Origin of the sequence: Curtobacterium sp. MWU13-2055, assembly GCF_023242305.1 — a bacterium.
Lineage (GTDB): Bacteria > Actinomycetota > Actinomycetes > Actinomycetales > Microbacteriaceae > Curtobacterium.
In genome coordinates this window covers 298,749-316,961 of sequence record NZ_JALLIO010000003.1, presented here as the reverse complement: position 1 = coordinate 316,961, position 18,213 = coordinate 298,749, and the positions used below count along the sequence as shown (strand labels likewise).

Annotated in this window: 27 protein-coding genes; all 27 read left to right on the top strand. The window is 67.3% G+C overall.

All coding sequences use genetic code 11. The features are described 5' to 3' along the window. Positions 1–12 precede the first annotated feature (12 nt). The gene (locus tag M4960_RS09190) at positions 13–1,215 is read left to right on the top strand and encodes a hypothetical protein (RefSeq protein ID WP_248704069.1); all 1,203 of its coding nucleotides are present in this window, start codon (positions 13–15) and stop codon (positions 1,213–1,215) included. 229 nt (positions 1,216–1,444) lie between these two features. Continuing rightward, positions 1,445–1,813: a 30S ribosomal protein S12 gene (gene rpsL / locus M4960_RS09185; RefSeq protein ID WP_017885540.1), complete on the top strand. Its 369-nt coding sequence runs from the start codon at positions 1,445–1,447 to the stop codon at positions 1,811–1,813. Positions 1,814–1,818: 5 nt separating this feature from the next. Next, entirely contained in the window at positions 1,819–2,289 is a 471-nt protein-coding gene (gene rpsG / locus M4960_RS09180; RefSeq protein ID WP_055950927.1) for a 30S ribosomal protein S7, read from the top strand. Between the two features lie 87 nt (positions 2,290–2,376). Next, positions 2,377–4,494, top strand: a complete 2,118-nt coding sequence (gene fusA, locus M4960_RS09175) for an elongation factor G (RefSeq protein WP_111083473.1) — start codon at positions 2,377–2,379, stop codon at positions 4,492–4,494. A gap of 147 nt (positions 4,495–4,641) precedes the next feature. After that, positions 4,642–5,829: an elongation factor Tu gene (gene tuf / locus M4960_RS09170; protein WP_123293136.1), complete on the top strand. Its 1,188-nt coding sequence runs from the start codon at positions 4,642–4,644 to the stop codon at positions 5,827–5,829. 205 nt (positions 5,830–6,034) lie between these two features. Next, entirely contained in the window at positions 6,035–7,012 is a 978-nt protein-coding gene (locus tag M4960_RS09165; protein ID WP_173168936.1) for a DNA topoisomerase IB, read from the top strand. Between the two features lie 79 nt (positions 7,013–7,091). Then, positions 7,092–7,919: a DarT ssDNA thymidine ADP-ribosyltransferase family protein gene (locus M4960_RS09160; protein ID WP_123293140.1), complete on the top strand. Its 828-nt coding sequence runs from the start codon at positions 7,092–7,094 to the stop codon at positions 7,917–7,919. A 510-nt stretch (positions 7,920–8,429) separates the two neighbouring features. Beyond that, a complete protein-coding gene (gene rpsJ / locus M4960_RS09155) occupies positions 8,430–8,738 on the top strand; it encodes a 30S ribosomal protein S10 (RefSeq protein ID WP_017885534.1) in 309 nt (102 codons plus the stop codon). Between the two features lie 12 nt (positions 8,739–8,750). After that, on the top strand, positions 8,751–9,407 hold the full coding sequence (gene rplC / locus M4960_RS09150; protein ID WP_027466731.1) for a 50S ribosomal protein L3: 657 nt from the start codon (positions 8,751–8,753) through the stop codon (positions 9,405–9,407). Positions 9,408–9,409: 2 nt separating this feature from the next. Then, on the top strand, positions 9,410–10,069 hold the full coding sequence (gene rplD, locus M4960_RS09145; protein ID WP_111083469.1) for a 50S ribosomal protein L4: 660 nt from the start codon (positions 9,410–9,412) through the stop codon (positions 10,067–10,069). Further along, positions 10,066–10,365 (top strand): 50S ribosomal protein L23, encoded by a 300-nt coding sequence (gene rplW / locus M4960_RS09140; protein ID WP_111083468.1) that lies wholly within the window; start codon positions 10,066–10,068, stop codon positions 10,363–10,365. Before rplD ends, rplW begins: the two co-directional genes overlap by 4 nt. An 18-nt stretch (positions 10,366–10,383) precedes the next feature. Continuing rightward, positions 10,384–11,223: a 50S ribosomal protein L2 gene (gene rplB / locus M4960_RS09135; protein WP_111083467.1), complete on the top strand. Its 840-nt coding sequence runs from the start codon at positions 10,384–10,386 to the stop codon at positions 11,221–11,223. Between the two features lie 11 nt (positions 11,224–11,234). Then, entirely contained in the window at positions 11,235–11,516 is a 282-nt protein-coding gene (gene rpsS / locus M4960_RS09130; protein WP_017885529.1) for a 30S ribosomal protein S19, read from the top strand. 25 nt (positions 11,517–11,541) lie between these two features. After that, on the top strand, positions 11,542–11,934 hold the full coding sequence (rplV, locus tag M4960_RS09125; protein WP_111083466.1) for a 50S ribosomal protein L22: 393 nt from the start codon (positions 11,542–11,544) through the stop codon (positions 11,932–11,934). Beyond that, positions 11,934–12,746, top strand: a complete 813-nt coding sequence (gene rpsC / locus M4960_RS09120) for a 30S ribosomal protein S3 (RefSeq protein ID WP_017885527.1) — start codon at positions 11,934–11,936, stop codon at positions 12,744–12,746. Before rplV ends, rpsC begins: the two co-directional genes overlap by 1 nt. A gap of 2 nt (positions 12,747–12,748) precedes the next feature. Then, the gene (gene rplP / locus M4960_RS09115; RefSeq protein ID WP_111083465.1) at positions 12,749–13,168 is read left to right on the top strand and encodes a 50S ribosomal protein L16; all 420 of its coding nucleotides are present in this window, start codon (positions 12,749–12,751) and stop codon (positions 13,166–13,168) included. Further along, a complete protein-coding gene (gene rpmC / locus M4960_RS09110; RefSeq protein WP_111083464.1) occupies positions 13,168–13,488 on the top strand; it encodes a 50S ribosomal protein L29 in 321 nt (106 codons plus the stop codon). The genes rplP and rpmC overlap by 1 nt, the downstream gene beginning before the upstream one ends. Continuing rightward, the gene (rpsQ, locus tag M4960_RS09105) at positions 13,488–13,772 is read left to right on the top strand and encodes a 30S ribosomal protein S17 (protein ID WP_111083463.1); all 285 of its coding nucleotides are present in this window, start codon (positions 13,488–13,490) and stop codon (positions 13,770–13,772) included. Before rpmC ends, rpsQ begins: the two co-directional genes overlap by 1 nt. 31 nt (positions 13,773–13,803) lie before the next feature. Then, positions 13,804–14,172, top strand: a complete 369-nt coding sequence (gene rplN / locus M4960_RS09100) for a 50S ribosomal protein L14 (RefSeq protein WP_111083462.1) — start codon at positions 13,804–13,806, stop codon at positions 14,170–14,172. A 3-nt stretch (positions 14,173–14,175) separates the two neighbouring features. Then, a complete protein-coding gene (gene rplX, locus M4960_RS09095; RefSeq protein ID WP_111083461.1) occupies positions 14,176–14,535 on the top strand; it encodes a 50S ribosomal protein L24 in 360 nt (119 codons plus the stop codon). After that, positions 14,535–15,128 (top strand): 50S ribosomal protein L5, encoded by a 594-nt coding sequence (rplE, locus tag M4960_RS09090; RefSeq protein WP_111083460.1) that lies wholly within the window; start codon positions 14,535–14,537, stop codon positions 15,126–15,128. The genes rplX and rplE overlap by 1 nt, the downstream gene beginning before the upstream one ends. A 153-nt stretch (positions 15,129–15,281) precedes the next feature. Then, the gene (gene rpsH / locus M4960_RS09085) at positions 15,282–15,680 is read left to right on the top strand and encodes a 30S ribosomal protein S8 (RefSeq protein WP_017885519.1); all 399 of its coding nucleotides are present in this window, start codon (positions 15,282–15,284) and stop codon (positions 15,678–15,680) included. Positions 15,681–15,686: 6 nt separating this feature from the next. After that, positions 15,687–16,223, top strand: coding sequence for a 50S ribosomal protein L6 (gene rplF, locus M4960_RS09080; RefSeq protein ID WP_111083459.1), 537 nt, complete (start codon positions 15,687–15,689; stop codon positions 16,221–16,223). A 2-nt stretch (positions 16,224–16,225) separates the two neighbouring features. Further along, positions 16,226–16,600 carry a 50S ribosomal protein L18 gene (gene rplR, locus M4960_RS09075; protein WP_031259041.1) on the top strand — a complete coding sequence of 125 codons (375 nt, stop codon included), beginning with the start codon at positions 16,226–16,228 and terminating at the stop codon, positions 16,598–16,600. Continuing rightward, a complete protein-coding gene (gene rpsE / locus M4960_RS09070; protein ID WP_248704068.1) occupies positions 16,597–17,472 on the top strand; it encodes a 30S ribosomal protein S5 in 876 nt (291 codons plus the stop codon). Before rplR ends, rpsE begins: the two co-directional genes overlap by 4 nt. After that, on the top strand, positions 17,472–17,657 hold the full coding sequence (gene rpmD / locus M4960_RS09065; RefSeq protein WP_173168934.1) for a 50S ribosomal protein L30: 186 nt from the start codon (positions 17,472–17,474) through the stop codon (positions 17,655–17,657). Before rpsE ends, rpmD begins: the two co-directional genes overlap by 1 nt. After that, positions 17,654–18,118 carry a 50S ribosomal protein L15 gene (gene rplO, locus M4960_RS09060; protein WP_027466723.1) on the top strand — a complete coding sequence of 155 codons (465 nt, stop codon included), beginning with the start codon at positions 17,654–17,656 and terminating at the stop codon, positions 18,116–18,118. The genes rpmD and rplO overlap by 4 nt, the downstream gene beginning before the upstream one ends. Positions 18,119–18,213: the final 95 nt, after the last annotated feature.

Genomic DNA, 18,213 nt, shown 5'->3' with positions numbered 1-18,213 from the left:
AACGGGGGAACGATGAGCGACGAGAACACGCCGGATCCGGACCAGCATGACGGTTGGGGAGCCGTGCCGTCGGTGGCGTCGATCCGCGGGACGCAAGAGACGCCCGCGGCCGCGCAGAACGCGCAAGCCGGGCAGGCCACGCAGTCCATGCAGAGCGCGCAGTACGCTCCGACCGCGTCGCGCGCTCCGCGCCGGAAGCTCCGCCGCGGCCAGCTGGTCGGGATCATCGCCGGCAGCACCGCCGTCGTGCTGTTGCTCGTCGCCGGTGTCGTCGGGTTCTCGGTCGGCTCGGCCACCCACTCGGCCGACCGCCCCGTGCGGGCGTTCCTCGACGACCTGACCGCGGGGAAGGTCACCGACGCCCTCGATGCAGCGGGCATCGACCGGACGAAGTCGGACGTGCTCCTCACCGACGCCGCGTACGCGAAGGCGACCGCGAAGGTCACCGGATACCGGGTGGCCGCGACGCGCACGGACGGCGACACCGCCACCGTCCGCGCCTACCTGCGCCAGGCCGGCCGTGACGTCGCGGCGACCTTCACGCTCGACAAGACCGGCACCGACTGGGGCGTGTTCTCCGTGTGGGAGTTGCAGGCGCCGGAGCTCGGCAGCGTCGACGTCAGCGTCCGGGGCCCGTCCGGCGCTTCGGTGCAGGTCGCGGGCACGTCGACGAAGACCCCGAAGGACGGCACGGTCGGTCTCCGCGCCCTCCCCGGCACCTACGCGGTCACGTACGACGGCGGCAAGTGGACCAAGGCCACTGGAGGCAGCGCCGTCGTGGGCGGGTTCGGTGGCAGCACCTCGACGCCCGTGCAGATGACCGCGACGCTCACGAACGCGGGCGACCAGGCGGCGAAGCGGGCCGTGGACGCCTGGGTGGACGGCTGCATCGCCTCGAACGACGCCGCACCGGCCGGGTGCAGCTTCTACGCGTACGGCGAGAACCCCGCGTACACCTACACGAACGAGAAGTGGACGCTCGAGTCGCGGCCGACCGTCGCCGTCGGCAGCTGGACCACGAACGGCTGGCTCGTCTCCACCACCACCTTCGGCCGGGCCACCTTCACGGCGGACATCGCCGGCGCGGGCGGTACCGGGACGGCCACGGCCGGACCGCTCAACGTCAACGCGAGCGGGTACATCACGGGGTTCTCGAGCTCGGGCGCGACGTTCCGGTCGGCGGTCGGCAACGGGTCCTCGGACACCGGCTCATGACGGTGTCCGGCGTGGTGCCGGCCCGGATTGATTTCGTCCCGTTACGCGGGTAGTCTCTTCTGGGTGTGCGCCCTCGGGCGCGCCCGAAAAGTCCGGCGAGCGAGATCGCCCAGTCGGACCACTCCGTCCCCCCGCAGGTTCCTCCGCCGTCAGGCGGTCATCAGCGTGGGACGAGGAAGCCGGCGGATCGCGCCGGCCAGAGAGCACGAGCGAAGAACCAGGAGAACAGTTGCCTACTATTCAGCAGCTGGTTCGCAAGGGTCGTACGCCGAAGGTCACCAAGACCAAGGCGCCCGCCCTGAAGGCGAACCCCCAGCAGCGTGGTGTGTGCACCCGCGTCTACACCACCACCCCGAAGAAGCCGAACTCCGCACTGCGCAAGGTCGCTCGTGTGAAGCTCTCGAACGGCACCGAGGTCACGGCGTACATCCCCGGTGAGGGCCACAACCTCCAGGAGCACTCGATGGTGCTCGTCCGTGGCGGTCGTGTGAAGGACCTCCCCGGTGTGCGGTACAAGATCATCCGTGGCGCCCTGGACACCCAGGCCGTGAAGAACCGTAAGCAGGCTCGTAGCCGCTACGGCGCGAAGAAGGGTTGAGTTAGATGCCTCGTAAGGGTCCCGCCCCCAAGCGTCCCGTCGTCGCCGACCCGGTCTACGGTGCGCCGATCGTCAGCCAGCTCGTCAACAAGATCCTGCTCGACGGCAAGAAGGGCCTCGCCGAGCGCATCGTCTACGGTGCACTCGAGGGCGTCACTGCCAAGAACCAGCAGGATGCTGTCGTCACGCTCAAGAAGGCGCTCGACAACGTCCGTCCGACCCTCGAGGTCCGCAGCCGCCGCGTCGGTGGCTCGACCTACCAGGTCCCGGTCGAGGTCAAGCCGCACCGCGCGAACACCCTCGCGCTCCGCTGGCTGACCTCGTACGCCAAGGCCCGTCGCGAGAAGACGATGACCGAGCGTCTCATGAACGAGATCCTCGACGCGTCGAACGGTCTCGGTGCCGCGGTCAAGCGCCGCGAGGACACGCACAAGATGGCCGAGTCGAACAAGGCCTTCGCCCACTACCGCTGGTAGTCCCGGCACCGTCCGGGCACCGGTGGTCAAGAACCCCGGCGCCCGGACGGCCGCCAACCTCTCCTACAACTCTTCCGGAGGAACCCTGTGGCACAGGACGTGCTCACCGACCTGAACAAGGTCCGCAACATCGGCATCATGGCGCACATCGATGCCGGCAAGACCACGACGACCGAGCGCATCCTGTTCTACACGGGCATCACGCACAAGATCGGTGAGGTCCACGACGGCGCTGCCACGATGGACTGGATGGCGCAGGAACAGGAGCGCGGCATCACGATCACGTCGGCCGCGACGACCTGCTTCTGGGACAACAACCAGATCAACATCATCGACACCCCCGGTCACGTGGACTTCACGGTCGAGGTGGAGCGTTCGCTCCGCGTCCTCGACGGTGCGGTCGCCGTCTTCGACGGCAAGGAGGGCGTCGAGCCCCAGTCCGAGACCGTGTGGCGTCAGGCTGACAAGTACAACGTCCCGCGCATCTGCTTCGTCAACAAGATGGACAAGCTCGGCGCGGACTTCTACTACACCGTCGACACGATCATCAACCGCCTCGGTGCGGAGCCCCTCGTGCTCCAGCTGCCGATCGGTTCGGAGAGCTCGTTCGAAGGCGTCGTCGACCTCGTCCAGATGCGTGCACTCACCTGGCGCGGCGACGCCAAGGGTGACGTCGCGATGGGTGCGAAGTACGAGATCGAAGAGATCCCGGCCGACCTGCAGGACCGCGCCGCCGAGTACCGCGAGAAGCTCATCGAGCGCGTGGCCGAGGCAGACGACGTCCTCATGGAGCGTTACCTCGAGGGCGACACCGACTTCTCGGTCGACGAGATCAAGGCCGCGATCCGCGCCCTCACCGTGAGCAGCACGCTCTACCCGGTACTGTGCGGTTCCGCGTTCAAGAACCGCGGTGTCCAGCCGATGCTCGACGCCGTCATCGACTACCTCCCGTCCCCGCTCGACGTGCCGCCGATGATCGGCCACGACGTCAAGGACGAGGAGAAGGAGATCATCCGCAAGCCCGACGCGTCGGAGCCGTTCTCGGCTCTCGCGTTCAAGGTCGCGGTGCACCCCTTCTTCGGTCGCCTCACCTACGTCCGCGTGTACTCCGGCTCGATCGAGTCCGGCGCACAGGTCATCAACTCGACCAAGGGCAAGAAGGAGCGCATCGGGAAGATCTTCCAGATGCACTCCAACAAGGAGAACCCGGTCGCCAACGTGACCGCTGGCCACATCTACGCGGTCATCGGCCTCAAGGACACCACCACCGGTGACACCCTGTGCGACCCGACCAACCAGGTCGTCCTCGAGTCGATGACGTTCCCGGAGCCGGTCATCGAGGTCGCGATCGAGCCGAACACGAAGGCTGACCAGGAGAAGCTCTCCACGGCCATCCAGAAGCTCGCCGAAGAGGACCCGACGTTCCGCGTCGAGCTCAACGCCGAGACCGGTCAGACGACGATCAAGGGCATGGGCGAGCTCCACCTCGACATCCTCGTCGACCGCATGAAGCGCGAGTTCCACGTCGAGGCGAGCGTCGGCAAGCCCCAGGTGGCCTACCGCGAGACGCTCACCAAGATCGTCGAGCGCTACGACTACACCCACAAGAAGCAGACCGGTGGTTCCGGTCAGTTCGCGAAGGTGCAGATCGCGCTCGAGCCGATGGAGGTCACGAGCGAGAAGGTCTACGAGTTCGTCAACGCGACCTCCGGTGGCCGTGTCCCGCGCGAGTACATCCCCTCGGTCGACGCCGGTATCCAGGACGCCATGCAGGTCGGCATCCTCGCGGGCTACCCGACGGTCGGCGTGAAGGCCATCCTCAAGGACGGCGCGGCGCACGACGTCGACTCGTCCGAGATGGCGTTCAAGATCGCCGGTTCCATCGCCTACAAGGAAGCGGCCCGCAAGGCCGGTCCCGCGATCCTCGAGCCGATCATGGCCGTCGAGGTCCGTACTCCTGAGGAGTACATGGGCGACGTCATCGGTGACCTGAACTCCCGTCGTGGCCAGATCGCCTCGATGGAGGACGCCTCGGGCGTCAAGGTGGTCCGCGCGAGCGTGCCGCTGTCCGAGATGTTCGGCTACGTCGGCGACCTGCGGTCGAAGACCTCTGGTCGTGCGGTCTACTCGATGACCTTCGAGACCTACAGCCAGGTCCCGGCCAAGGTCGCCGAGGAGATCATCGCGAAGAACGCGGGGGAGTAGCGCTCAGCGCTTCTCCACAGGCGGGGGTGCCCGGCGACGGGCCCCTCGCCACCAAGTAAAGTACAGACACACACCGCGCATCAACGGTCGCGAGCCCATCCAGGGCCGGCCGGGGATGACGCTTCCGAGTCCTGAGGAGGACCCACAGTGGCCAAGGCCAAGTTCGAGCGCACCAAGCCGCACGTCAACATCGGAACCATCGGTCACGTCGACCACGGCAAGACCACGCTCACGGCGGCGATCACCAAGGTTCTGCACGACCAGTACCCGGACCTCAACGAGGCCCGTGACTTCGCGCAGATCGACAACGCTCCCGAGGAGCGCCAGCGCGGCATCACGATCAACATCTCGCACGTCGAGTACCAGACCGAGAAGCGTCACTACGCGCACGTCGACGCCCCCGGTCACGCCGACTACGTGAAGAACATGATCACGGGTGCGGCGCAGATGGACGGCGCGATCCTCGTGGTCGCCGCCACCGACGGCCCGATGCCCCAGACGCGTGAGCACGTGCTGCTCGCCCGCCAGGTCGGCGTCCCCTACATCGTCGTCGCGCTGAACAAGTCCGACATGGTGGACGACGAGGAGATCCTGGAGCTCGTCGAGCTCGAGGTCCGCGAGCTCCTCGGCTCGCAGCAGTTCGACGAGGACGCCCCCGTCGTGCAGGTCTCGGCGCTCAAGGCGCTCGAGGGCGACGAGAAGTGGGTCAAGTCGGTCCAGGAGCTCATGGCCCAGGTCGACGAGCACGTGCCGGACCCGGTGCGCGCCACCGACCAGCCCTTCCTGATGCCGATCGAGGACGTCTTCACGATCACCGGTCGTGGAACGGTCGTCACCGGTCGTGTCGAGCGTGGAACGCTCAACCTGAACGCCGAGGTCGAGATCGTCGGCATCCGCGCGACGCAGAAGACCACGGTCACGGGCATCGAGATGTTCCGCAAGCTGCTCGACCAGGCGGTCGCCGGTGACAACACCGGTCTGCTCATCCGTGGCCTCAAGCGCGAGGACGTGGAGCGCGGCCAGGTCGTCGTGAAGCCGGGTTCGGTCACGCCGCACACCGAGTTCCAGGCGAACTCCTACATCCTGACCAAGGAAGAGGGCGGGCGTCACAACCCGTTCTACGCGAACTACCGTCCGCAGTTCTACTTCCGCACCACGGACGTCACCGGCGTCATCACGCTGCCCGAGGGCACCGAGATGGTCATGCCCGGTGACACCGTCGCCATGACCGTCGAGCTGATCCAGCCGATCGCCATGGAAGAGGGCCTCCGTTTCGCCATCCGTGAGGGTGGTCGTACGGTCGGCGCCGGTACGGTCGAGAAGATCCTCAAGTAACTCCGGTTACCTGCCGCAGCGGGGTCGAGCCTTCGGGCTCGGCCCCGCTGTGTCGTTGCCCCGGTCGACGTGGCAGCGCTCGGAGCCACTGTCGGCCGCTCACGGCCCTGGCGGGCGGCGGACGGGAGGCCCGGGGTACGCCCGCCACGACGGCGTCCGTCCGCCCCGTACGGCGTCCCAGGCAGCGGGGAGTTGGCTCGGCCGGGTGACTCGTCTGCGCCGTTCCACGACCTCCGGTCGTGGCTACCACCGTGTCCGGAGCGGCCGCGGCTTCTCGTACCGTGACCCCGACGGTGCGACCGTCACCGATGCCTCGGTGCGTCAGCGGCTCGAGGACCTCGTCATCCCGCCGGCCTGGGACGACGTCTGGATCTCGCCGTACGAGAACGGGCACGTCCTCGCGACCGGCATCGACGGAGCCGGACGCCGCCAGTACATGTACCACCCGTCGTGGCGCGAACGGATGGACCGGATCAAGTACGACCGGGCGCTCGCCCTCGCGGAGTCGCTGCCGGTCGCACGGCGCGGGGTCACGCAGGACCTCCGACGACCGGAACCCGATCGCCGCCGAGCGCTGGCCGCAGCGTTCCGGATGCTCGACCAGGGCTCGCTGCGGGTCGGATCGGAGCGGTACGCCAGCGAGCACGGCAGCCGCGGACTGTCGACCCTGCTGTGCGCGCACGCCCACGTCTCCGGTGACGACATCGAGCTCGACTTCCCCGGCAAGAGCGGGCAGGAGTGGTCGTCGTCGATCCACGACGCCGACCTCGCGACGGTGATCGCCGGCATGAAGCGCCGTGGGTCGAACGCCCGACTGCTGTCGTTCCGCGAACGCCGCGGTGACGAGTGGGAGCCGCTGTCCGCCGAGGACATCAACGCCTACGTCAAGGAGCGTGCTGGTGACGACTTCACGGCGAAGGACTTCCGCACCCTGCACGGCACGGTGGCTGCGGCCGTCGACCTTGCCCAGACCGGTCCGCTGTCGTCGCAGGCGAAGCGGAAGCGTGCGGTGTCCCATGCCGTGAAGGCCGCGAGCGACGAGCTCGGCAACACCCCGACGGTGTGCCGGCAGAGCTACATCGACCCGCGGCTGCTCGACGCCTACGAGCACGGCGAGACCATCGATCCGGCCCGGATCCACGCCGCCGAGTCCGAGGTCCGGGCACTGCTCTACCGACAATGACCCCGGGAGCGTCCGGATGACGTAGCGTTGGTCGACGTGCCGGACCACCCCACACGGCACGGAAGGACCCACAACAGTCGTGACTGACGAGTGCATCCACGGTTTCCCCACCGAGCTCTGCGACATCTGCGCGCCCCGGCAGCGTGAGGAGTCGGCGATCCCAGCCGCTCCGGCGCCACGGCGGACCCGCATCACCACCAACCTGCGCGTCGACCCGCCGGCCTCCGGCCCCGGGACGTCGCTGCGCTCACCGACGTCGCTCCGGTCGTCGTCGGCCGACCTGCCCGAGGCTCGGGTGTTCGCGTCGCTGCGTGCGCACCACGTGACCCACATCGACAACCTCGACGGCATCGTCGGGTCCGGCGCCATCCTGGCGGCCGACCAGGCGGAGCCCGCCGTCGACGTCAGCAGCCCCGAGACCCGGGCCGCACGCGCCGAGGCCGAAGCGCCCGACGGCAGCACCATCGCGAGCCACGTGCCGTTCACCCTGTCGCCGGATGCCGTCCGGTGGGACGAACTCCGCACCGGCGCCGTCGGGGAGCGGTGGTCCGACGCCGCCCGACGCACGCGCGCGGTGGACTACGTCGTGCTCGTCGTCCCGGTCTCGGCGTTCGGTGACTCGGTGGTCGTCGCCGACCAGGACGCCGACGCCGACGACGTCCGGTTCGCCGTCGGCCCCGACGCCGGGACGAACCTGATCCGCCGCACCGACTTCTCCGACCCCGAGATGCTCGGACTCGAGCTCCTCGCGGGGCCGAGCGTGCCGTTCTCGTCCGTTGCGGTGATCGGTGTCCCGAACGACAAGGCCCGTCAGACGGTCCGTGCGGTGCTCGCCGACCACGGCGGCCACGCGCCGCGCGTGGCGGTCTTCCCGCCGTGGTTCGTCCCTCCGGTGACGGCCGAGTAACCGTCTCCACGAGCGCCCTCCGGACCATGTCCGGAGGGCGCTCCGCGTTGCGGCGGCGACCCGTGCCTCCAGGCCGTCCGATCCGCGTGGATCCGGGGAAGCGAGCCGGTGTCGACACGCCCGGCACATCGCGACACGCCCGGGTTGCACGTGGGCTCGGGACATGCGAGACTTGTCCGGTTCCGAATTCCCCGCGGGTGCGAGTCCGCAGGATCACTGCTCTGGCAGTGCACAACCCCCCTGTTCAGCAGGGCTGGGTTGGGCCGCAGGCAGCAGAACACGACTCCCCGAGGTCATGACGGACGCGACACTGTTGCGCCCGGAGTGCGAGGAAGTCGATTGCCCACGCTGGACGGCCAAGGTCGCCCGCGCGGTTGACAGGTGAACAGCGGTCATCCCCAGCGGATGCGGCCGGTTGGTTCAGGAAAACAGCACGGTCTGCAGCAATGCGGAGCCGAGCGGCGTCAGGCGGCCTGCGGGTGCGCGGCGCAGAGAGAGGACAAGAGACACATGGCGGGACAGAAGATCCGCATCCGGCTCAAGTCGTATGACCACGAGGTCATCGACACGTCGGCCCGGAAGATCGTCGACACGGTGACCCGTGCCGGTGCAACCGTGGTCGGCCCGGTGCCACTCCCCACCGAGAAGAACGTGATCGCAGTGATCCGTTCCCCTCACAAGTACAAGGACTCGCGCGAGCACTTCGAGAAGCGCACGCACAAGCGGGTCATCGACATCGTCGACCCGACGCCGAAGGCCGTCGACTCGCTCATGCGACTCGACCTGCCGGCAGACGTCAACATCGAGATCAAGCTGTAAGGGGGCTGACCAATGGCGAACTCAACCAAGACCGTCAAGGGCCTCCTCGGCAAGAAGCTCGGGATGACCCAGGTGTGGGACGAGAACAACAAGTTCATCCCCGTCACCGTGATCGAGGTCGGCCCGAACGTGGTCACCCAGATCCGCAACGCTGAGCGCGACGGCTACGAGGCGATCCAGATCGCCGCCGGTGCCATCGACCCGCGCAAGGTCAACAAGCCGGCCGCTGGCCACTTCGAGGCCGCTGGCGTGACCCCGCGTCGCACCCTCACCGAGATCCGGACCAACGACTCCGCTGAGTACACGCTCGGCCAGGAGCTCACCGTGGACGGCACGTTCACGGCGGGCCAGAAGGTCGACGTCGTCGGTACCTCCAAGGGCAAGGGCTTCGCCGGTGTCATGAAGCGCCACGGCTTCCACGGCGTCGGCGCCTCGCACGGTGCACACCGCAACCACCGCAAGCCCGGCTCGATCGGTGCTTCCTCGACCCCGTCGCGTGTCTTCAAGGGCATGCGCATGGCCGGTCGTATGGGTGGCGACCGCGTGACCGTCCTCAACCTCACGGTGCACGCCGTCGACGCCGAGAAGGGTCTGCTGCTCGTCAAGGGCGCCGTCCCCGGTGCTCGTGGCCGCTCCGTCTTCGTCCGCACCGCCGTGAAGGGTAAGTGATCATGGCCACCACGACCGCAACCACGATCGACGTCCTCGACGCATCGGGTGTCAAGTCCGGCACCGTCGAGCTGCCCGCAGCTCTCTTCGACGTCGAGACCAACGTCCCGCTGATCCACCAGGTCGTCACCGCGCAGCTCGCAGCCGCGCGTCAGGGCACCCACAAGACCAAGAACCGCGGCGAAGTCCGCGGTGCCGGTCGCAAGCCGTTCAAGCAGAAGGGCACCGGCCGCGCCCGTCAGGGTTCCGTCCGTGCTCCCGAGCACACCGGTGGTGGCGTCGTCCACGGACCGACCCCCCGCGACTACTCGCAGCGCACCCCCAAGAAGATGATCGCCGCAGCGCTGCTCGGCTCGCTCTCGGACCGCGCCCGCGGTGGCCGCATCTCGGCTGTCGACGGCTTCGTCGAGGCCGACGTGCCGTCGACCAAGGTCGCTCGCACGCTCCTCGAGAAGGTCGCGCCCGTCAAGCACGTGCTGATCGTGCTCGAGTCGAACGACGAGCTGACGCTCAAGTCGATCCGCAACCTGCCGAACGTCCACGCGCTCTCGTACGGCCAGCTGAACGCCTACGACGTCCTCAAGTCGGACGCCGTCGTCTTCAGCAAGAGCGCCCTCGACGCCTTCATCGCGTCGAAGACCGCGAAGGAGATCACCGCATGAGCGGCTTCAACAAGGACCCGCGCGACGTCATCATCTCGCCGGTCGTCTCGGAGAAGAGCTACGCGCTCATCGACCAGGGCAAGTACACGTTCATCGTGGACCCCCGTTCGAACAAGACCGAGATCAAGCTCGCCATCGAGAAGATCTTCGAGGTCAAGGTCGCGAGCATCAACACGCTGAACCGCCCGGGCAAGACCCGTCGCACCAAGTTCGGTCTCGGCAAGCGCAAGGACACCAAGCGCGCCATCGTGACGCTCAAGTCCGGTTCGATCGACATCTTCACGGCTGTCGGCTGAGGACCAGAGGGATAAATCATGGCTATTCGTAACTACAAGCCGACGACCCCCGGTCGTCGCGGCTCGTCGGTCGCCGACTTCGCTGAGATCACCCGTTCGACTCCGGAGAAGTCCCTGCTTCGTCCGCTGCCGAAGACCGGTGGTCGCAACAGCTCCGGCCGCATCACCACGCGTCACATCGGTGGTGGCCACAAGCGCCAGTACCGCGTGATCGACTTCCGTCGCTCCGACAAGGACGGCGTGGACGCCAAGGTCGCTCACATCGAGTACGACCCCAACCGCACTGCGCGCATCGCGCTCCTGCACTACGTGGACGGCACGAAGCGGTACATCATCGCGCCGAACAAGCTCAAGCAGGGCGACGTCATCGAGCAGGGCCCCGGCGCCGACATCAAGCCCGGCAACAACCTGCCGCTGCGCAACATCCCCGTGGGTACCGTCGTGCACGCCATCGAGCTCCGCCCCGGTGGCGGCGCGAAGATGGCCCGCTCGGCCGGCGCCTCGGTGCGTCTCGTCGCCAAGGACGGCCCCTACGCGCAGCTCCGTCTGCCGTCGGGCGAGGTCCGCAACGTCGACGCACGCTGCCGCGCCACGATCGGCGAGGTCGGCAACGCCGAGCAGTCGAACATCAACTGGGGCAAGGCCGGCCGCATGCGCTGGAAGGGCGTCCGCCCGACCGTGCGTGGTGTCGCGATGAACCCGGTCGACCACCCCCACGGTGGTGGCGAGGGCAAGACCTCCGGTGGTCGTCACCCGGTCAGCCCCTGGGGCCAGGCCGAGGGTCGCACGCGCAAGCCGAACAAGCCGAGCGACAAGCTCATCGTCCGTCGCCGTAACGCCGGCAAGAAGCGCAAGTAGGAGTTCAGAAGATGCCACGCAGTCTGAAGAAGGGCCCCTTCGTCGACGAGCACCTGCTCCGCAAGGTCGTCACGCAGAACGAGGCCAACACCAAGAACGTGATCCGTACCTGGTCGCGACGGTCGATGATCGTCCCGAACATGCTCGGTCACACCATCGCGGTGCACGACGGCCGCAAGCACATCCCGGTGTTCGTCACCGAGTCGATGGTCGGTCACAAGCTCGGCGAGTTCGCGCCGACCCGCACCTTCCGTGGTCACGTGAAGGACGACAAGAAGGGCCGTCGCCGCTAACGCGGGGACGCAGAGGAGGAACGAAATGGTGGAGTCGATCGCACGCGTGCGACACATCCGCGTCACGCCTCAGAAGGCCCGTCGCGTCATCGAGCTGATCCGCGGCAAGCAGGCCCACGAGGCGCTCGCCATCCTGAAGTTCGCCCCCCAGGGCGCTTCGGAGCCCGTGTACAAGCTGGTCGCCTCGGCGATCGCGAACGCCCGGGTGAAGGCTGACTCGACGAACAGCTTCCTCGACGAGCGCGACCTCTACGTGAGCCGCGTCTTCGTCGACGAGGGAACGACCCTGAAGCGGTTCCAGCCGCGCGCCCAGGGCCGGGCCTTCCGCATCAACAAGCGCACCAGCCACATCACGGTCGTCCTCGCGACGCCGGAAGAGGCCGAGGCTGCCGCGACGAGCAAGAAGGCGAGCAACTAATGGGCCAGAAGGTCAACCCGTACGGCTTCCGTCTCGGGATCACGACGGACCACGTCTCGCACTGGTTCACCGACAGCAAGAAGGCCGGTCAGCGCTACGCCGACTACGTGGCCGAGGACATCAAGGTGCGCGAGTACCTGAAGAAGACCCTCGACCGCGCCGGTGTTGCTCGCATCGAGCTCGAGCGCACCCGTGACCGTGTCCGCGTGGACATCCACACGGCGCGTCCGGGCATCGTCATCGGCCGCCGCGGCGCCGAGGCGGAGCGCGTTCGCGGTGAGCTCGAGAAGCTCACCAAGAAGCAGATCCAGCTGAACATCCTCGAGGTCAAGAACCCCGAGACCGAGGCCCAGCTCGTCGCGCAGGGCATCGCCGAGCAGCTCTCCGCTCGTGTCGCGTTCCGTCGCGCCATGCGCAAGGGCCTGCAGGGTGCACAGCGCGCCGGCGCCAAGGGTGTCCGCATCCAGGTGTCGGGCCGTCTCGGCGGCGCCGAGATGTCCCGTTCGGAGTTCTACCGCGAAGGCCGTGTGCCGCTGCACACCCTCCGCGCGAACATCGACTACGGCTTCTACGAGGCCCGGACCACGTTCGGCCGCATCGGCGTGAAGGTCTGGATCTACAAGGGCGACATCACGAACAAGGAGCTCGCTCGCGAGCAGGCGAACCAGCGTTCGTCGCGCCCCGAGCGTCGTGGCGGCCCGCGCGGTGAGCGTGGCGACCGTGGCGGCGACCGTCGTGGCGGCGACCGCGGTGACCGCCGCCCGCAGCAGGCCCCGCAGGACGCGCCGGCCGGCGCAGGAGTTGAGGCGTAACCATGCTTATTCCCCGTCGAGTCAAGCACCGTAAGCAGCACCACCCGAAGCGTTCGGGTCAGGCAACCGGTGGTACCAAGGTCAGCTTCGGCGACTACGGCATCCAGGCCCTCACCCCGGCGTACGTGACCAACCGTCAGATCGAGTCCGCTCGTATCGCCATGACGCGTCACATCAAGCGTGGCGGCAAGGTCTGGATCAACATCTACCCGGACCGTCCGCTCACGAAGAAGCCGGCTGAGACCCGCATGGGTTCCGGTAAGGGCTCGCCCGAGTGGTGGGTCGCCAACGTCAAGCCGGGTCGTGTGCTCTTCGAGCTCTCCGGCGTCACCGAGGACATCGCCCGTGAGGCGCTGACCCGTGCAATCCACAAGCTGCCCCTCAAGGCACGCATCATCAAGCGCGAGGAGGGCGACGCATAATGGCGATCGGTTCCAAGGAGCTCCGTCCGACGGAGCTCGACACGTTCGAGAACGAGCGTCTCGCTGACGAGCTGAAGAAGGCCAAGGAGGAACTCTTCAACCTCCGCTTCCAGTCGGCCACCGGCCAGCTGGAGAGCCACGGTCGTCTCCGTGCCGTCAAGCGCGACATCGCTCGCATCTACACCGTCCTCCGCGAGCGCGAGCTCGGCATCCGTGCCACTCCCGCGCCCGTCGAGACCGCCACCAAGGCCAAGAAGACGACGAAGAAGGCTGACAAGCCGGCTGAGTCGACCGAGGCCGAGACCGCCGAGGAGAAGTAATGGCGAACGAAGAGAAGACCTCCGCCGCCCTCACTCGCGGCTACCGCAAGACGCGTCGCGGCTACGTGACCAGCGACAAGATGGACAAGACCATCGTCGTCGAGGTCGAGGACCGCGTGAAGCACGCGCTCTACGGCAAGATCATCCGTCGCACGTCCAAGGTGAAGGCCCACGACGAGCTCGGCACCGCTGGTGTCGGCGACCTCGTCGTGATCAGCGAGACCCGTCCCCTCAGCGCTTCCAAGCGCTGGCGCCTGGTCGAGATCCTCGAGAAGGCCAAGTAGGCCTCGGCCTGCTTCGGAATAGGAGACAGCAGTGATTCAGCAGGAATCCCGCCTGAAGATCGCCGACAACACGGGTGCCAAGGAGATCTTGACCATCCGCGTGCTCGGTGGTTCGGGTCGTCGCTACGCCGGTCTCGGTGACGTCATCGTCGCCACGGTGAAGGACGCCATCCCCGGCGGCAACGTGAAGAAGGGTGACGTCGTGAAGGCGGTCATCGTTCGCACCAAGAAGGAGACCCGTCGTCAGGACGGCTCCTACATCAAGTTCGACGAGAACGCGGCAGTGATCCTCAAGGCCGACGGCGACCCGCGCGGCACGCGCATCTTCGGTCCGGTCGGTCGCGAGCTCCGTGACAAGAAGTTCATGAAGATCATCTCGCTCGCGCCGGAGGTGCTGTAAGCCATGGCGAACATCAAGAAGGGTGACCTCGTCCAGGTCATCACGGGCGCGACGCAGGAGCGTGGCGGCGACCGTGGCAAGCAGGGCAAGGTCATCGAGGTCCTCAAGGACAAGCAGCGCGTCGTCGTCGAGGGCGTGAACTTCGTCACGAAGCACGTCCGCGTCGGCCAGACGCAGCGCGGCTCGAAGACGGGTGGCATCGAGAAGCACGAAGCCTCGATCCACGTGTCCAACGTCGCGCTCGTCGACCCGAAGACGAAGAAGCCGACCCGCGTCGGCTTCCGTACCGAAGAGGTGGAGAAGGGCGGGGTCAAGAAGACCGTCCGTGTCCGCTACGCCAAGAAGTCAGGTGAAACGCTCTGATGACTGACACGACTGCAACGACTGAGGCCCCCAAGGCCCAGCCGCGCCTCAAGCAGAAGTACAAGGACGAGATCAAGGCCACGCTCACCGAGCAGTTCGGCTACGCGAACGTCAACCAGGTCCCCGGCCTGGTCAAGGTCGTCGTGAACACCGGTGTCGGCGAGGCCGCTCGCGACTCGAAGATCATCGAGGGGGCCATCAAGGACCTCACGGCGATCACGGGTCAGAAGCCGCAGGTCAACATCGCTCGCAAGTCCATCGCGCAGTTCAAGCTGCGCGAGGGTCAGGCGATCGGTGCGCACGTCACCCTCCGTGGTGACCGCGCCTGGGAGTTCCTCGACCGCCTGATCTCCCTCGCACTGCCCCGCATCCGCGACTTCCGCGGTCTCAGCGACAAGCAGTTCGACGGGAACGGCAACTACACGTTCGGTCTCTCGGAGCAGTCCGTGTTCCACGAGATCGACCAGGACCGCATCGACCGTGTCCGCGGCTTCGACATCACTGTCGTCACCACCGCGAAGACGGACGACGAGGGACGCGCGCTGCTCCGTCAGCTCGGCTTCCCGTTCCGCTCCAACGAGCAGACGGTCTAAACTACTTCGGGCGGTGCGGGCCGGAGGATTCACGTCCTCCGGCCCGCACGCACGAACACACCGATCCTGGGGAACCGCCCCGGGATCACTCGATCGCTCAGGTCGGCATTCGTGGAACGGGTGTCGAAACCAGGCGAGAAATGGACGAACATCATGACGATGACCGATCCGGTCGCAGACATGCTGACCAGATTGCGGAACGCGAACTCCGCGCACCACGACGCCGTCGCGCTCCCGAGCTCCAAGCTCAAGAAGAACATCGCCGACATCCTCAAGCGTGAGGGCTACATCAGCGAGTGGAAGGTGGAGGACGCCCGAGTCGGGCAGACCCTCACCATCGACCTGAAGTACGGCCCCGAGCGCGAGCGTTCGATCGCCGGCATCAAGCGCGTGTCGAAGCCGGGCCTCCGGGTCTACGCGAAGTCGACGGAGATCCCCCAGGTCCTCGGTGGCCTCGGCGTGGCGATCCTCTCGACCTCGTCCGGCCTGCTGACCGACCGCGAAGCCGAGCAGAAGGGCGTGGGTGGGGAAGTCCTCGCCTACGTGTGGTGATCGACAATGTCACGAATCGGACGTCTTCCCATCGACATCCCCGCCGGCGTGACCGTCTCCGTTGACGGTCAGAGCGTGGCGGTCAAGGGCCCGAAGGGCGAGCTCGCGCTCGTCATCGCGGAGCCCATCCAGGCCAAGGTCGAGGAGAACCAGGTTCTCGTCACCCGTCCGGACGACGAGCGCGAGTCGCGTTCGCTCCACGGCCTGACCCGTACCCTCATCGCCAACAACATCATCGGCGTGACCCAGGGCTACACCAAGGGCCTCGAGGTCGTCGGCACCGGTTACCGCGTGCAGGCGAAGGGCTCGAACCTCGAGTTCGCGCTCGGGTACTCCCACTCGATCACGGTCGAGCCGCCCGCGGGCATCAGCTTCGCGGTCGAGGGCAACAACAAGGTCACGGTCGCCGGCATCGACAAGCAGGCAGTCGGCGAAGTGGCGGCGAACATCCGGAAGCTCCGGAAGCCCGAGCCGTACAAGGGCAAGGGTGTCCGTTACGCCGGCGAGAACGTGCGCCGCAAGGCCGGAAAGTCAGGTAAGTGATCATGGGACTCCTCAAGACACGAGGCAAGAGCAAGGCGGCCGCCAAGGCGCGTCGTCACAACCGTCTCCGCAAGAAGATCACCGGCACCGAGGCTCGTCCCCGTCTCGCCGTCACCCGCTCGTCGCGTCACGTGTTCGTGCAGGTCATCGACGACGCGAAGGGTCACACCCTCGCAAGCGCCTCGACGATGGAGGCAGACCTCCGCTCGTTCGACGGCGACAAGACCGCCAAGGCCCGTCGCGTCGGTGAGCTCCTCGCCGAGCGCGCGAAGTCGGCTGGCGTCGAGGCCGTGGTCTTCGACCGCGGTGGCAGCAAGTACGCCGGTCGCGTCGCCGCGATCGCCGATGGTGCCCGTGAAGGAGGGCTGAACCTGTGAGCGACAACGCGAACACCAACGAAGACGCCAAGACCGAGGCCGTCGAGGCCACGGACGCCGTCGAGACCACCGAGGCGAGCACGGAGGCCCCCGAGGCCACCGAAGCGACCGCTGAGGGCACCGAGGCAACTGCTGAGGGCACCGAGGCAGCCGCTGAGGGCACCGACACCGCCGCGAAGGGCAAGGAGGCGGAGGCACCTGCCGTCGCCGAGCGTCCCGTCGAGACCGCTGCCGGTTCCGCATCGAACAACCGCGACTCGGCTGACAACCGTGGCCGTCGTGGTGGCGGTCGTGACCGTCAGCAGGGCCGCGACCGCAACAACCGCGGTGGCGACAGCCAGTTCCTCGAGCGCGTGGTGACCATCAACCGCGTGTCGAAGGTCGTCAAGGGTGGTCGTCGCTTCAGCTTCACGGCGCTCGTCGTCGTGGGTGACGGCAACGGCCTCGTGGGCGTCGGCTACGGCAAGGCCAAGGAGGTCCCCACGGCGATCTCCAAGGGTGTCGAAGAGGCGAAGAAGAACTTCTTCCGCGTCCCCCGCGTCGGCAACACCATCCCGCACCCCGTGCAGGGTGAAGCCGCTGCTGGCGTCGTCCTCCTGCGTCCGGCCGGCCCGGGTACCGGTGTCATCGCCGGTGGTCCCGTCCGCGCCGTGCTCGAGTGCGCCGGCATCCACGACGTCCTGAGCAAGTCGCTCGGTTCGTCGAACACCATCAACATCGTGCACGCGACCGTCGAGGCTCTGAAGCAGCTCGAGGAGCCCCGCGCCGTCGCGAGCCGTCGTGGCCTCGACGTCGAGCGGGTCGTCCCGGCTCGTCTGCTCCAGGCCGAGGCCGCAGCACTGCGTGCCGCGACCGAGAAGGCAGGTGCGTGATGGCGACGCTGAAGATCACGCAGATCAAGTCCGTTATCAGCGAGAAGCAGTACCAGCGCGACACGCTCCGCAGCCTGGGTCTCAAGCGCATCGGCCGTACGGTCGAGCGTGAGGACAACGCCCAGAACCGCGGGTACATCGCAACGGTGGCGCACCTCGTGAAGGTCGAGGAGGTCGACGCATGAGCGACGAGAAGAACGAGCGCGTGCAGGTGCTGAAGCTGCACCACCTCCGCCCCGCAGAGGGCGCCAAGAAGGACCGCACCCGTGTGGGTCGCGGTGAGGGCTCGAAGGGCAAGACCGCTGGGCGTGGTACCAAGGGCACGAAGGCCCGTTACCAGGTCCGGGTCGGCTTCGAGGGTGGGCAGATGCCGCTGCACATGCGCACCCCGAAGCTCCGTGGGTTCAAGAACCCGTTCCGGGTCGAGTACCAGGTCGTGAACCTGGACAAGATCTCGGAGCTCTACCCCGATGGTGGCGACGTCACCGTTGCGGGCCTGGTCGCCAAGGGCGCCGTCCGCAAGAACGAGAAGGTCAAGGTTCTCGGTCAGGGTGACATCACCGTGAAGATCACGGTCACGGTCGACAAGGTCTCGGCGTCCGCCGCCGAGAAGATCGTGGCTGCTGGCGGCACCGTCTCCCAGTAACCCCCGTCGGCGGCCCGTGCGTTTGCGCACGGGCCGCCGTTACGGTTTCCTTGACAGTGGCCGGCATCCGCCAGCCTGGTCGGCCCTGCCGACCG

Coding starts and splice junctions, on each gene's coding strand:
- M4960_RS09190 (WP_248704069.1), top strand. CDS start 13: ATGAGCGACGAGAACACGCCGGATCCGGACCAGCATGACGGTTGGGGA.
- rpsG (WP_055950927.1), top strand. CDS start 1,819: ATGCCTCGTAAGGGTCCCGCCCCCAAGCGTCCCGTCGTCGCCGACCCG.
- rpsJ (WP_017885534.1), top strand. CDS start 8,430: ATGGCGGGACAGAAGATCCGCATCCGGCTCAAGTCGTATGACCACGAG.
- rplC (WP_027466731.1), top strand. CDS start 8,751: ATGGCGAACTCAACCAAGACCGTCAAGGGCCTCCTCGGCAAGAAGCTC.
- rplD (WP_111083469.1), top strand. CDS start 9,410: ATGGCCACCACGACCGCAACCACGATCGACGTCCTCGACGCATCGGGT.
- rplW (WP_111083468.1), top strand. CDS start 10,066: ATGAGCGGCTTCAACAAGGACCCGCGCGACGTCATCATCTCGCCGGTC.
- rplB (WP_111083467.1), top strand. CDS start 10,384: ATGGCTATTCGTAACTACAAGCCGACGACCCCCGGTCGTCGCGGCTCG.
- rpsS (WP_017885529.1), top strand. CDS start 11,235: ATGCCACGCAGTCTGAAGAAGGGCCCCTTCGTCGACGAGCACCTGCTC.
- rplV (WP_111083466.1), top strand. CDS start 11,542: ATGGTGGAGTCGATCGCACGCGTGCGACACATCCGCGTCACGCCTCAG.
- rpsC (WP_017885527.1), top strand. CDS start 11,934: ATGGGCCAGAAGGTCAACCCGTACGGCTTCCGTCTCGGGATCACGACG.
- rplP (WP_111083465.1), top strand. CDS start 12,749: ATGCTTATTCCCCGTCGAGTCAAGCACCGTAAGCAGCACCACCCGAAG.
- rpmC (WP_111083464.1), top strand. CDS start 13,168: ATGGCGATCGGTTCCAAGGAGCTCCGTCCGACGGAGCTCGACACGTTC.
- rpsQ (WP_111083463.1), top strand. CDS start 13,488: ATGGCGAACGAAGAGAAGACCTCCGCCGCCCTCACTCGCGGCTACCGC.
- rplX (WP_111083461.1), top strand. CDS start 14,176: ATGGCGAACATCAAGAAGGGTGACCTCGTCCAGGTCATCACGGGCGCG.
- rplE (WP_111083460.1), top strand. CDS start 14,535: ATGACTGACACGACTGCAACGACTGAGGCCCCCAAGGCCCAGCCGCGC.
- rpsH (WP_017885519.1), top strand. CDS start 15,282: ATGACGATGACCGATCCGGTCGCAGACATGCTGACCAGATTGCGGAAC.
- rplF (WP_111083459.1), top strand. CDS start 15,687: ATGTCACGAATCGGACGTCTTCCCATCGACATCCCCGCCGGCGTGACC.
- rplR (WP_031259041.1), top strand. CDS start 16,226: ATGGGACTCCTCAAGACACGAGGCAAGAGCAAGGCGGCCGCCAAGGCG.
- rpmD (WP_173168934.1), top strand. CDS start 17,472: ATGGCGACGCTGAAGATCACGCAGATCAAGTCCGTTATCAGCGAGAAG.
- rplO (WP_027466723.1), top strand. CDS start 17,654: ATGAGCGACGAGAAGAACGAGCGCGTGCAGGTGCTGAAGCTGCACCAC.